We start from the raw sequence: 12703 nt of genomic DNA on the forward strand, positions 1-12703 counted from the left end.
AGCAACTACTCCTTCATTCCAGTGGGAGTAATATGTTTGTAGACAATGGCTCTGTCACCTCTGGCATTTTGACTTTGATGAACGGGTTCAAGAGCCCAGTCACTATAGATTTTTTCATCATCCTGATGAGACTTTTTTTCTACAACGAGCAAGTAATCAAAATCAGGCGAACCTTCAAGTTCTCGATTCAGTTTTAGTTGCGTCTTTGGCTCATTTTCATGGAAATAAAAATCAATAAAAATATCATTGGTGAGAACTCGGCTATTTTCTGGCAAATGTTGGCTTGCCCAGATCGCCGTTTCTTTTATATAGCCTTTGGTTACACTCGTCGTGCATGAATCAATCAGACTGGCTAGAAGCAATAGCGAAATTAATACAAGCGCAACTTTATTTTTTGCTTGCCAGTACTCATCTATTAGTCTGCACATGGATGGTAGCATTAGTAACATCAGAGCAGTGATTAGCATGACAGCATAACGCGTACTCATGAAGTAATGTTTAAATAGGAAGGAAAGCAAAATGACGACGTTTATACCGACGAAAAAAAGTAAAAAACGCCGAGTCTTAGCATCAGATGAGCTCTTTTTGTGCTGAAGTCTCGCGAAGACAAATAAAATAAGATTAAGAGGTGATAAGCCAGTAATGATTTTTGCCAGTAACATATAAACCAGGCCTGAAGCCAAAATCATCCCGCTGTATCTTTCAGAATACTGATTCAATAATTCATTACCGAGAATGGCTGTTTTAGTATGAAATTCATCAGTAATGGCTGAGTAGTCAAGAAATTGCGTCACGCTAAGGACTTTACCAAATGCATTCATTAGTCCTTGCTGTTGGGTAAAGGTGACAGCACTGATTACTCCAGCGAACAGGAAGAATGAACAAAGCTTGACACTGGCTTTTGAGCCCTCTTTAACACCTAGTTGGAAGAGGATGAAGAGAGGTGTTGCCAGAATAATAGTGATAGCTTCAACACGAAATAACATGGCTAACAAGCTGGATAATTGCCAGTAAAAGCCATTTAACCAGCTGGGTTTTTCCAGAAAAATAATGGTTCGATACATGGATATAGATATAAAAGCCCAATAACCAATATCTCGAATAATATAACTGCGATAGTCATTTAAGGTGGAAAAGCACAGAATGAGCAACGCCGCAATAAAGACGTATCGCTGGGTTGTGAGTAGCTTGCTGGCGATAAGAAAAAGTGCATCGGTGAAAACGACAAAAAGCAGGCTATTGATTAGCTGACCGCTAAACTCCAGTTTGAAACCGCTAAATTGATGAAACTTTGCAATCAACATGGAAAAAAACGGCCAGTCATACATTGATGCTGTGGCTGTAAGTCCCCCGTCAATATAGGCTTTTGCCATATTCATGTACAAAACACCATCACTGTTGATTAGCTGATCATTGGTGAATGCCAATATGGAAAGTAGAAGACTAAATAACGCCGTAAATAAGCGTAACTGGTTATTATTAAGTTCTGAAAAAAACGAGTTTAGCGATTTCATTTTGTTGTTTTTATTTGTTCAATAACACTTTCAACAGAAAGTTGTGTCATACAGTTATGATGCCCCAGAGGGCAGGTGCGTTTAAAGCATGGGCTACAGTCTATATCAATCTGCAGAATATGGGCGTTGCTGGCTAACGGTGGGGTGAATGCGGGTGATGTTGGACCATAGACTACAACTAATGGCACCTGTAACGCCGCAGCAATGTGCATTAAGCCTGAATCATTGGAAACAACGTAATCTGCAGTGCCTAATAAGTCGATGGCTTCTTCTAACTGTGTCTGACCAGCAAGGCTGATTAAATTATCAGACTTATCCCGACTAAGACTGACGATTTCGTCTGCAGTACTGATATCCGCCTTGGAGCCAAGAATTAATACTTGCCATCCGGATTGGAGGAAATAATCAGCTAAAGACGCATAATGGGATGTTGGCCATTGTTTAGCTGGTCCAAATTCGGCGCCCGGACACAGGATAAGCCGTTTTTGCTGACTCGATTGTCTTCTGGGGTTAATCGCTTCGTTGAGAGGCTCAGCAATCATTAATGGTGCTTCATAAGCAGGTTTAGTTTTGGACTGCGATGCCGGATGTGCGAGAGTAACAAAACGTTCAACCATCATGGGTAATGCTTGCTTCTCGAGCTTGCGGATATCATTGAGTAAGCCATAACGATATTCGCCACGCCAACCCGTTCTTACAGGGATTTTGGCAAACCAGGGAATAAGCGCTGATTTCCATGAGTTGGGTAAAACAATCGCCTGATCGTAATGTTTATCACGCAGCGACAGGCCTAATTCTCTACGCATTTTCCAAGCAAAGATACCATGAGATATTGGCATACTGATGGCGTTGTTAACTTCAGGCATACGCTGCAACAATGGTCGTGTCCAGTCCATCGCGAGGACATCAATCATAACCGCTGGATCTTGTTGCTTTAGCGCAATAAAAAGTGACTGTGCCATGACCATGTCACCCACCCAAGATGGACCGACAATTAAGATCTTTTTATTGGGGTTCCTTCCCGCCATGACTAATGTAATGTGCTATGAGCGATATAAATAAACACGACACCGAGAGCAATCAAACTGATTTGCTGTAAAGATTCAATAGGTTTGACCTTTTCGTGCAGGCCGGGAATTAAATCGGCAACAGCCACATAAATGAAGCTGGATGCGGCAACAAGCAGAACATAAGGCAGGAAATGCTGCATGCCGGATAACGCAAAGTAACCAATTAACGCGCCGGCTAATGTACCTAAACTCGACAAGATATTGTAATAGAGGGCTTTTTTTCGGCTAAATCCACTGTGTAATAAAATGACAAAGTCGCCCAATTCTTGTGGGATTTCATGAGCTGCAATAGCTAAGGCGGTGACCACCCCAAGATGTACGTCAGTCAGAAACGCTGCGGTGATTAAGATACCATCCACAAAGTTATGTATCGTATCGCCAATCAGAATTAACGGGCCAGCCGATTTATGCTTGTGATTATGGTGATGACCACCATGATGATCGGGTCTGTCCAGTTCAGGGATATGTTCATGACCATGATGAGTATGGCAGTGTCGCCATAACACCATTTTCTCTAGTGCAAAAAAACTGAGTAAACCGAGAAGTAATGTTAAACCGATAGCATGCGCATCAATGGCATACTCATGCTCAATAGCATGTGGAATTAAACCCAAGAAAGAAGCGCCGAGCATCGCGCCTATCGCAAAACTAACAAGGTGTGGCACGGCCAGTGTGCGATGTTTTTCAGGCAATAATAAAAACGATGAAGCCACAACAACGCTCAAAAGTCCGCCTACCAGACTAAAAACAATGATCCAGATGAGTAATTCCATAATGATCCAACAAGGCTGAATTAAGCCGCTAATGATACCTTATTTATCGCTGATCCAGATAAGCGAAACCATACGACCAGTCTCTCCATCCCGTCGATAGGAGAAAAAACGGGAAGCGTCAGTCATCGTACAATAATTGCCACCGAATAATTGCGAGACACCATACTGTCTCAATCTCAGGCGGGCGAGTTGATAGATATCGGCTAAGAAGTGACTGTCATCGATTTGCTGAAAAGCGACTTCAGCCATCGGATCGTGACTGATAAATGCCTCATATACATCTAAGCCAACTTCGAACTTTTCCGGACCGATGGCTGGCCCCAACCAGGCATAAATATGTTCTGCGGCAGCATCAAATTGCGCTAAGGTTTTTTCAATAATGCCATCGGCTAAACCTCGCCAGCCTGCATGTATTGCGGCAATTTCAGTACCAGATACATTACTGAGCAATAGTGGCAGACAGTCAGCGGTCATAATCGCGCAGACATGATTGGTTTGATTAGCGTAAATCGCATCCGCTTCGATGCCTTCCTGCCAATCCTGACTATTAATTACCTGAGTGCTGTGTGTTTGTTGCAGCCATAGCGGGGAGGCTGGCAGTTTTAGGAGAGAGCTAAGTGCCGCGCGGTTTTTTTCCACATTCTCAGGCGTATCGTTGACGTGATTGGCAATATTAAAGCTATCGTATGGGCTAGGGCTGATACCGCCCTTTCTGGTTGTTGTGTATGCCTGAATATGGTCGGGCATGGTCCAGTCTGGCGTAATAAATTCCAGCGTTTTTCTAACCATTCACCGCATCCAGTAAGTAGCTTTGCCAAACCTGAAATAAGTGTTCATCAATGGCGGCACATGATGAACGTGGCTGTAAGGTGTAACGAAACGAAGGATCGCCATACAGAGTGGAAGCAAAACCACCTGCTTCTTCTAAAATTAAGTCGCCGGCCGCATAGTCCCAGATTTGCTGACTACCATGCAGATAAATATGTCCACGGCCAGCCGCCAACCAGCATAACTCCAACGCGATAGAGCCCAGATTTCGCTGCGAGGCAAAAGGGCGATCTGCCACGATTTTAGAGGCTAAGGCTGGGGGTAAACGCTTAAAGTCGACAAACGCGATGGTGTTGTCGAGGCTAAGATTAGGTGAGGTCAGACGCAGTGGTTCATCATTCAGCCAAGCGCCCTGACCGCGAATAGCGGTGAAACTCTCATTACGAGAGGGATCCAATACCATGGCAAAGGTCACTTCACCGTGTTCAATCAGGGCCAGTGAGATGGAGTAAAACGGTAAACCTGAAGCAAAGTTGCTGGTACCGTCCACAGGATCAAGACACCAGATTGGTTTGCCGGAATCAAATAGTTGTTGCTGCTGTTCAGTAGACATTTCTTCGCCGAGCAAAGCGATATCAGGATGCAACTCAGCAAGCTGTTTTGTTAATGAGCTTTGCACCGCACTATCCGCGGCTGTGACGATACTACCGTCCTTTTTATAGTCACGGCTGACATTATTGGTATAAGGCAAAAGGGTCGTGGAGGCCACGTCCCTGACAAGTTGCTGAATTTGTTGCCGGTCTATATTCATGTCTTGAGTATAACAGCGAAAAAAGGAATTTGATTCAATCTATCGATGACAATCTGTAAACTGCTAGTCACTTTAGTAGCTTTTTGACTTCAACACCATGCGAATGCCCCGATTTTATACTGAAATATTGTCATCTTCTGAATCAGAATTTGTCTTGCCTGATGACGTGCATCGTCATGCTGTTCAGGTACTACGTCTGAAACCTGGAGCAAATATCCGTTTGTTTAACGGGCAGGGTATGGAGTATGAGGCAGAATTAACTCTTGTTGAAAAACGACAGTCACGCGTTTGTCTTGGTCAGCTTGTAGAAACGCAGAAAGAATCACCACTAGACATTACCCTGCTACAAGGCATTTCTCGTGGTGAACGCATGGATTTTGCCATTCAGAAAGCGGTGGAACTGGGTGTGAAAAAGATTGTTCCGGTGATTACCGAACGTTGTAATGTGCAGTTAAGTGGTGATCGTGCTGATAAGCGTTTTAATCACTGGACAGGCGTTATGGTCAGTGCCTGTGAGCAGTCTGGACGCAGTTTCCTGCCCGAGTTAACGGCCGTTCAAACCTATTCAACAGTGCTTGCTGACTATAAAGATGAGTTGAACTTAGTGTTGGATCCTTTGGCACACAAAGGATTTTCTGAATTGAGCAAACCGGCGTCCCTGACCATGTTAATTGGGCCAGAGGGTGGTTTGTCAGATACTGAAATTGAGATGGCAAAAAACGCCGGCTATCAAGCAGTACAGTTTGGTCCTCGTATTCTTCGCACAGAAACAGCTGCGGTGGCAGCTTTAGCTGTTGCACAAACATTATGGGGTGATCTGGGATGAATGATAGTGGTTTACTACTGATTATTCTCGGTAGCCTCGCCTGGTTTTGGTGGGACAGTCGTGGCGTGGCTGAACGCGCCACGATAGCCGCAAAATCTTATTGTGCCAATTCCGGCGTCGCCTTCTTAAATGATACAGTGTTCTGGCGTAAAATCCGTTTTAAACGTAACCGTCAAGGACGAATACAGTTACAGCGTTATTATTTTTTTGAATTTGCCAGCGATATGCAGCAGCGCTATCGGGGGGAAGTCATTATGATGGGGAAAAAAGTGGAGTCGATTAGCATGGATGCGTTTCGGGTCGGTTAATCACATCAGAGGATAAACATGTCTAAATTTACGGCATTGGTGGTGGATGATTCTCGCGTTGCCAGAATGACGTTGAGTAAGTTATTACGTGATCACAGCTTCAACAGTGTTGAACTGGGGAGTGCTGAAGAAGCTATGCACTGGCTGCAAACTACCGATAAACTGCCTGATCTCATTTTTATGGATGTGATGATGGCAGCAATGGATGGACTCACAGCCACTGCTCAGCTAAAACAGCATTCACAATGGGGACGAATTCCGGTCGTTATTTGTACCGGTAATGAAACCGAAGCCGATCAGAAAAAGGCCTTTGATGCCGGCGCCTCTGCTGTGTTGAGTAAGCCACCTGAGGCAGATAAGGTGGCCGCCATATTGGACGAGATTGAGCTCAGAACAATCGACTTACCGGAGATGAGCCCTTCAGGAGTCGAACCACAACAGCTTGATATTGAGGCCATAGTGACTTCGCTTAAAGCTGAGTTGATGAACGATCTTGATATGCGTTTGCAACAAATCCAACTGCCGGAAAAGACTACAACGGAATCCCAATTAGGGGCAGCTGAGATTACTCAGTTGGTGAAAGAGCTGACGCAACAACAGTTTTCTGATCTGAAACAATCACTGTCAGTGCAATTGAATGAGCTGGTTACGATAACGGCTGAACCGGTTTTACAACAGGCGCTTAAAGATATGGATTTGAGTTCGAGTATCGATCGGGCTCTGGAGCAGCATGCTGGGAAATGGTTGGATAAACAACAAAATATCGTGCGTGAGTCGGTGTTAAGGCAGCTTAAGCATGATTTAAATCCATTGGTCGCAAAAAGTCTGGAACGCTTAGTCAATGAAAAAATCCTACCGCTTATCCGCAATCAAGTGACGGCGATGAAGCAGGAGTTTGATAACAGTCATCAAGAACAATGGGCTCAGCTTCATGCACAACTGACCATGCAGCGTAATATCAGTATCGGAATCGGCGTTATAGCAATATTAGCGTTGGTGTTTGTGTTTATTTAATGCTGCCCTCTATACGTGAAGCTCAGGCCTATGGCCGTGCCTGTTTAAGCAGTTCAATCAGTCCAGATATCGATATACAGTATCTTCTGTGTCATCTTCTGGACTGTTCTCCAACACGATTATTACTGGATGCCGAAAGCGATCTCACAGAAAGCCAATGGCAACAATTTAAACAATTTATTGAACGCCGAAAGAACGGTGAACCGATAGCTCACATCACGGGCTCGCGAGGGTTCTGGTCGTTGGAGCTTGACGTAAATGATTCAACACTGATTCCTCGCCCGGATACTGAATTATTAGTCGCACTGGCCTTGGCGAAAGTAGAAGCCGGCATGAAAATTATTGATCTGGGCACGGGTAGCGGGGCCATTGCTTTATCCATCGCAGATGAGCGGCCGGATATCACCATGTTTGCCACGGACTTTCATCTGCCTGCAGTGCAATTAGCTCAGGCAAATGCACGTAAACACAAATTAGATAACGTGCATTTTATGCAGGCTTTCTGGCTGACGGCCTGTCAGCAAAATCAATTTGATATGGTGATATCAAATCCACCCTATATCGAAGCGGATGATCCGCATTTGCAGCAAGGTGATGTGCGATTTGAACCTCTTTCTGCGCTCATTTCTGGCCCGGACGGGTTGGACGATATACGGCTTATTACCCAGCAGGCGGCAAACTGTTTGCGTCCAAATGGCTGGTTGCTGGTGGAACATGGTTATGATCAGTCTGTGGCTGTGCAACAGCTTTTTTCCGCCGCGGGCTTTTCTCATATTTCAGCACACCAGGATTTTGGCGGAAACGACCGGGCCGTGATGGGCCAACTCACGTTATAATGCTGCAATACGCTATTGAGTCTAATCACTGATGAATGACGAACAATTATTACGCTACAGTCGCCATATTTTATTGTCGCAAATGGATATTGAAGGGCAGCAGCGTCTGCTGGACGGCCATGTGATGATCATTGGTTTAGGTGGGCTAGGCGCGCCTGTTTCGATGTATTTAGCGGGCTCTGGTGTGGGTCATTTAACCTTAGTTGATGATGATGTGGTTGAGTTAGCTAATCTGCAAAGACAGATTGTTCATACCCATCAAAACATCGGTCGAAAAAAAGTTGAATCGGCGGCAGAACAATTACATGCCTTAAATCCTGATATCAGGATTGATATGATCGATAAACGTCTGGATAAACCAGCTATGCTGGCGGCATCTAGAGATGTCGATGTGATCGTAGACTGTACCGATAATTTTGAGACACGTTTTTTCTTAAATGAAGTCAGCAGGGAAAATAAGATTCCCCTGGTATCAGGTGCGGCCATTCGTTTTGACGGACAAGTGACAGTCTATGATCCACGACAGGCTGATTCACCATGCTACCGCTGCTTGTATGAAGACAAAGGCGAATTACAGGAAACCTGCTCTGAGAGTGGTGTGTTTGCCCCTATGCTCGCGATGATTGGCGGAACGCAGGCCGCGGAAACATTAAAACTACTGGCAAAAATTGGGACACCTTTAACGGGGCGTTTATTACTGCTGGATGGGCTTTCCATGAGTTGGCGAGAAATAAAACTCAGGCCAGATCCAAGCTGCCCGGTTTGCTCCGATAGTCACCACAGAATATAAGCCGATAAGGCATCTCAAACCATTGAGAAAGACAAATAAGTCGAGGATTTGAACACAGATGAGTCAAATGACAAACACCGTTGAATTAGAACGTGCCGCTGAAATGGCATTAACTGAAGCCAAAAAACAGGGGGCCAGTGCTGCTGAAGTGGGCATCAGCCATAGTGAAGGATTATCGGTCACGGTCCGCCAACGTGAAGTCGAAACGCTGGAGCACAATAACGATACCGGTTTGGGCATCACGGTGTATTTCGGACACAGCAAAGCCTCATCCAGCACATCTGACTTAAGTGAAGCCGCTATTGCTGAAGCAGTCAAAGCGGCTTGTAATATTGCGAAACATACTCAGGCAGATGAAGCGGCAGGGCTTGCCGATGCAAATTTAATGGCCACAGCGTTTCCAGAATTATCGCTTTATCACCCCTGGGCAATTGATGTGGATAAAGCCATTGATATGGCGACATTGTGCGAACAGGCCGGTCTTGATAGCGATAATCGGATTTCAAACTCAGAAGGCGCCACTGTCTCCAGTCATAGTGGACAACGTGTGTATGCAAACAGTCATGGTTTTATTGGAGCAACACAAAGCAGTCGTCACAGTCTGTCTGCGACGCTGATTGCTCAAGATGAGCGAGGCATGCAGCGTGATTATTGGTATGACATTAAACGCGATGCTAACGATCTGGCCAGTGCCGAGTCGATAGGTTTAAAGGCCGCTGAACGGACGTTATCAAGATTAGGTGCCGGTGAAGTGAAAACGGGTAGTTATCCGGTGATTTTTACTGCGCAAATGGCCCCTTCTTTGTTTGGCCAGTTAATCTCTGCTATCCGCGGCGGTGCTTTATACCGTAAAGCTTCTTTTTTGTTGGACAAAAAAGGTGAGCAAATTTTTCCTGAATTTATTCATGTGCATGAGCAACCGCATATTCTTAAAGCATTAGGCAGTGCCAGTTTTGATGGTGAAGGCGTGGCGACACAAAACCGTGACATCATATTGGATGGTGTACTGCAAGGTTATGTGCTCGACAGTTATGCTGCCCGACGCTTAGGCATGCAAACAACCGGAAATGCGGGTGGTGTGCATAATTTAACTATTGATAGCAGTACTGACGCTGATTTAGCTGCGCTGATAAAGCAGATGGATAAGGGCATTATCGTCACGGAAACCATGGGCATGGGCGTTAATATTGTGAATGGTGACTATTCACAAGGCGCAGCGGGGTTTTGGGTTGAGAACGGTCAAATCCAATATCCGGTTGATGAATTTACCATCGCCAGTAACTTGCAAGACATGTTTATGGGGATTGTGGACGTAGGCAGTGATGTGGATATACGAGGCAATACCCGTTGTGGTTCAGTGTTGCTCGAAAAAATGATGATAGCTGCCTCTTAAATGGAATTGCAAGCTCTCAATAGAGATTGAGGCCCAATTCCGTATCACTGATAATTTAACGCAGCTAATATGCAGTTCTAATGTTAAACAACGACGGGTGTTTGTCTAGCTTAAAGCTAACTGTTGTCAATAAACATCATGTGTAAAAGAGCTGCTGTTATTTGCTAATAACAGGAAAAGATTTTAAATCTAATTGAGAATGTGTTGCATTTAGATTTAGTTAAAGGTAAAGTTTCGTTCCTTCTGGCGTGACAACGCGTTTGGTTTATCTTTACTAAATACGAGCAATATGAAAAATAAATTCCCCTCACGACGTCCTGTATTAAATAAATCGGTTCATCCTACGATCACCGCTTTTTTATTATCACTCCCGCTGTCACCGGTTGTTATGGCTGATAATAGTGTTACTGATAACGAAATTGATCTGGATAGTATTAGCGTTGTGGGTGAGAAAGAGAACCAGTTCAATACCGAATATTCATCCTCAAATAAATTCACCGCTCCGTTGTTGGATACACCAAAAACGGTCAACGTTATTCCAAAAGCCGTTATTAGTGAGAAAGGGGTGACTACGCTTGAAGAGGCATTACGAACTGTGCCAGGCATTACTTTTGGCGCTGGTGAGGGAGGTAATCCCTTAGGTGACAGACCCTTTATTCGTGGCATTGATAGTCAGAATAGTATTTCGGTTGACGGTTTACGTGACATTGCAGCTGGTTCACGTGAAATGTTTAACGTAGAACAAGTGGAAGTGATAAAAGGTGCTGATTCAGCATTCAACGGCCGTGCAGGTGCTGGTGGGAGTATCAATATTGCGACCAAGCTTCCAAAAGCCGAAAACTTTAAGCATGCTGAAATTGGTTTAGGCACAGATAACCATTTCCGCAGCACTATTGATGTGAACCAGTTTTTTGATAATGGTGTGGCGTTTCGTTTAAATGCGATGGGGTTAAAAGAAGATATTCCTGGCAGAGAAGGACCAGAGAATAAACGCTGGGGTATTGCACCTTCTGTGACGCTGGGTTTGGACACACCGACACGAATGACACTGGCCTGGTATCACCTAGAAACAAATGACATTCCTGATGGCGGCGTACCTTATAACTTGCCTGCCACCTTACCTACTTCAGGATCTGTGACGTTGCATCCAACCACCGGCGGAGACAGAAACAATTGGTATGGAATGACGCACCGTGACTTTCGTGATGAAACCACCGATCAGCTCACCGGTATTGTGGAGCATGATTTAAACTCTGACACCACCATCAAGAATACATTCCGTTTTGCGAAGTCCAAACAAGACTACCTCTGGACACTGCCAGATGACAGTCAAGGCAATGTGGCTGATGGTTTAGTCTGGCGTCGTGGTAATGCTAACTTTAGTAAAACAGAAACCGTACAAAATGCGACTGAGCTGAGCGGAAAATTTGACACGAGTTTCATTCAACATAGCTACACCACAGGGATAGAGTTATCTCATGAAAAATCTGAGGTACAACGTATGGCCGTTACCTTTAACAACGCCTATGTTAATTGTGGTCAAGATGCCATTGATGCTTTTCTGTGTACAAGCCTAAGCAATCCTTCACCGAATGATCCGTGGTTATTTGACTATACCTTGCCAGAGCCGGCTAAATACAGAACAAAAACGGCCTCTGCCTATGTGTTTGATACTATGGAATTATCTCCTCAGTGGTTGCTAAATGGTGGTGTGCGTTTTGACCATTATGACTCGACTTATACCGGGGCTTCAGCCGCTACCGTGTCGCGTATTGATAATTTATGGAACTATCAACTAGGCATCGTCTTCAAGCCAGTAGAGAGCGGCAGTATCTACGCTAACTACTCAACATCAAGCACCCCTGGTAATTCTTTTCTCGGCCAAGGTCGTGAAGCAGGTTCTATTGACCCTAACGGGAGACGAGCACCTACTAATGCGGATCAACTCAAACCAGAAAAGACCCGTGCTTACGAATTAGGTACCAAATGGAATTTTGCAGATGATCGTTTATCGCTTGGTGCTGCAGTATTCCGTAATGAAGTCACAAATGTTCGAATTCAGGATCCAAACGATGCTTCACTGGCTGAAATGGGCGGAGAAAAAGTGGTCAATGGTCTGGAGCTGTCTGCGACAGGGCAATTAACACCTAAATGGGATGTGTTTGCCGGTTATACCTATATGGATAGTGAACAAAAAGATCTGGGTTTGAGTGGCGGTGTGCCCGCTGCCGGAACGGGTAAAGCGTTTCCTAATACGCCGCGCCATAGCTTCACTTTATGGACGAGCTATGAAGTCACGCCTAAGCTGACGTCTGGCATTGGCATGATTACGCAAAGTGAAATGGTCGGTGGCTACACCTTTAATGGTGATGCGCTGATTACCAGAGCTGTGCCGGGGTACACACGTTTTGATGGCATGGTGAACTATGCCATCAGTGAAAAGCTGGAAGCACAATTAAATGTGTATAACCTGCTTGATAAAGAGTATTACTCCTCTTCTTATACGACACATTATGCAACGATCGCAGCGGGTCGTTCTGCGGTGGCAACCTTGAAACTCGATTTCTAAACGCCACATTTAGTTATACTCTCTATAGCTT

At 44.8% G+C, this 12703-nt stretch carries 12 protein-coding genes; 7 read left to right on the plus strand and 5 right to left on the minus strand.

The genetic code is table 11. The features are described from left to right. Positions 1 to 5: 5 nt before the first annotated feature. From B2248_RS02550 to B2248_RS02570, 5 genes are read right to left on the minus strand one after another with little or no spacing between them, the layout of a single operon-like run. Positions 6 to 1514: a hypothetical protein gene (locus B2248_RS02550; protein WP_273178975.1), complete on the minus strand. Its 1509-nt coding sequence runs from the start codon at positions 1512 to 1514 to the stop codon at positions 6 to 8. Continuing rightward, positions 1511 to 2542, minus strand: coding sequence for a lipopolysaccharide heptosyltransferase II (gene waaF, locus B2248_RS02555; protein WP_273178973.1), 1032 nt, complete (start codon positions 2540 to 2542; stop codon positions 1511 to 1513). The genes B2248_RS02550 and waaF overlap by 4 nt, the downstream gene beginning before the upstream one ends. A 2-nt stretch (positions 2543 to 2544) precedes the next feature. Continuing rightward, positions 2545 to 3357 carry a ZIP family metal transporter gene (locus B2248_RS02560; protein WP_007144543.1) on the minus strand — a complete coding sequence of 271 codons (813 nt, stop codon included), beginning with the start codon at positions 3355 to 3357 and terminating at the stop codon, positions 2545 to 2547. A gap of 39 nt (positions 3358 to 3396) precedes the next feature. After that, positions 3397 to 4146 carry a peptidoglycan editing factor PgeF gene (pgeF, locus tag B2248_RS02565; protein ID WP_273178970.1) on the minus strand — a complete coding sequence of 250 codons (750 nt, stop codon included), beginning with the start codon at positions 4144 to 4146 and terminating at the stop codon, positions 3397 to 3399. Then, entirely contained in the window at positions 4139 to 4936 is a 798-nt protein-coding gene (locus tag B2248_RS02570; protein ID WP_273178968.1) for an inositol monophosphatase family protein, read from the minus strand. Before B2248_RS02570 ends, pgeF begins: the two co-directional genes overlap by 8 nt. Before the next feature lie 103 nt (positions 4937 to 5039). Between B2248_RS02570 and B2248_RS02575 the strand changes: the two genes are divergently transcribed. The 7 genes from B2248_RS02575 (at position 5040) to B2248_RS02605 (ending at position 12672) form a co-directional block, all read left to right on the plus strand. Continuing rightward, positions 5040 to 5762, plus strand: coding sequence for a 16S rRNA (uracil(1498)-N(3))-methyltransferase (locus tag B2248_RS02575; RefSeq protein ID WP_273178966.1), 723 nt, complete (start codon positions 5040 to 5042; stop codon positions 5760 to 5762). After that, on the plus strand, positions 5759 to 6070 hold the full coding sequence (locus B2248_RS02580) for a DUF3301 domain-containing protein (RefSeq protein WP_273178964.1): 312 nt from the start codon (positions 5759 to 5761) through the stop codon (positions 6068 to 6070). The genes B2248_RS02575 and B2248_RS02580 overlap by 4 nt, the downstream gene beginning before the upstream one ends. Positions 6071 to 6088: 18 nt before the next feature. Further along, on the plus strand, positions 6089 to 7084 hold the full coding sequence (locus B2248_RS02585; protein WP_273178962.1) for a response regulator: 996 nt from the start codon (positions 6089 to 6091) through the stop codon (positions 7082 to 7084). After that, on the plus strand, positions 7084 to 7920 hold the full coding sequence (gene prmC / locus B2248_RS02590) for a peptide chain release factor N(5)-glutamine methyltransferase (RefSeq protein WP_273178960.1): 837 nt from the start codon (positions 7084 to 7086) through the stop codon (positions 7918 to 7920). Before B2248_RS02585 ends, prmC begins: the two co-directional genes overlap by 1 nt. Before the next feature lie 31 nt (positions 7921 to 7951). After that, a complete protein-coding gene (locus B2248_RS02595) occupies positions 7952 to 8710 on the plus strand; it encodes a HesA/MoeB/ThiF family protein (protein ID WP_007144550.1) in 759 nt (252 codons plus the stop codon). Between the two features lie 58 nt (positions 8711 to 8768). Further along, positions 8769 to 10103, plus strand: a complete 1335-nt coding sequence (pmbA, locus tag B2248_RS02600; protein ID WP_273178958.1) for a metalloprotease PmbA — start codon at positions 8769 to 8771, stop codon at positions 10101 to 10103. Between the two features lie 289 nt (positions 10104 to 10392). After that, positions 10393 to 12672 carry a TonB-dependent receptor gene (locus B2248_RS02605; protein WP_273178957.1) on the plus strand — a complete coding sequence of 760 codons (2280 nt, stop codon included), beginning with the start codon at positions 10393 to 10395 and terminating at the stop codon, positions 12670 to 12672. Positions 12673 to 12703 lie beyond the last annotated feature (31 nt).

Origin of the sequence: Methylophaga sp. UBA2012 (assembly GCF_002335235.1) — a bacterium.
GTDB classification, from domain to species: Bacteria; Pseudomonadota; Gammaproteobacteria; order Nitrosococcales; family Methylophagaceae; genus Methylophaga; species Methylophaga thalassica.

What these genes read in the sequence shown, in the direction of transcription:
- prmC (WP_273178960.1), top strand. Translation starts at nt 7,084, where the DNA reads ATGCTGCCCTCTATACGTGAAGCTCAGGCCTATGGCCGTGCCTGTTTA.
- B2248_RS02575 (WP_273178966.1), top strand. Translation starts at nt 5,040, where the DNA reads ATGCCCCGATTTTATACTGAAATATTGTCATCTTCTGAATCAGAATTT.
- B2248_RS02605 (WP_273178957.1), top strand. Translation starts at nt 10,393, where the DNA reads ATGAAAAATAAATTCCCCTCACGACGTCCTGTATTAAATAAATCGGTT.
- B2248_RS02595 (WP_007144550.1), top strand. Translation starts at nt 7,952, where the DNA reads ATGAATGACGAACAATTATTACGCTACAGTCGCCATATTTTATTGTCG.
- pgeF (WP_273178970.1), bottom strand. Translation starts at nt 4,146, where the DNA reads ATGGTTAGAAAAACGCTGGAATTTATTACGCCAGACTGGACCATGCCC.
- pmbA (WP_273178958.1), top strand. Translation starts at nt 8,769, where the DNA reads ATGAGTCAAATGACAAACACCGTTGAATTAGAACGTGCCGCTGAAATG.
- waaF (WP_273178973.1), bottom strand. Translation starts at nt 2,542, where the DNA reads ATGGCGGGAAGGAACCCCAATAAAAAGATCTTAATTGTCGGTCCATCT.
- B2248_RS02585 (WP_273178962.1), top strand. Translation starts at nt 6,089, where the DNA reads ATGTCTAAATTTACGGCATTGGTGGTGGATGATTCTCGCGTTGCCAGA.
- B2248_RS02550 (WP_273178975.1), bottom strand. Translation starts at nt 1,514, where the DNA reads ATGAAATCGCTAAACTCGTTTTTTTCAGAACTTAATAATAACCAGTTA.
- B2248_RS02580 (WP_273178964.1), top strand. Translation starts at nt 5,759, where the DNA reads ATGAATGATAGTGGTTTACTACTGATTATTCTCGGTAGCCTCGCCTGG.
- B2248_RS02560 (WP_007144543.1), bottom strand. Translation starts at nt 3,357, where the DNA reads ATGGAATTACTCATCTGGATCATTGTTTTTAGTCTGGTAGGCGGACTT.
- B2248_RS02570 (WP_273178968.1), bottom strand. Translation starts at nt 4,936, where the DNA reads ATGAATATAGACCGGCAACAAATTCAGCAACTTGTCAGGGACGTGGCC.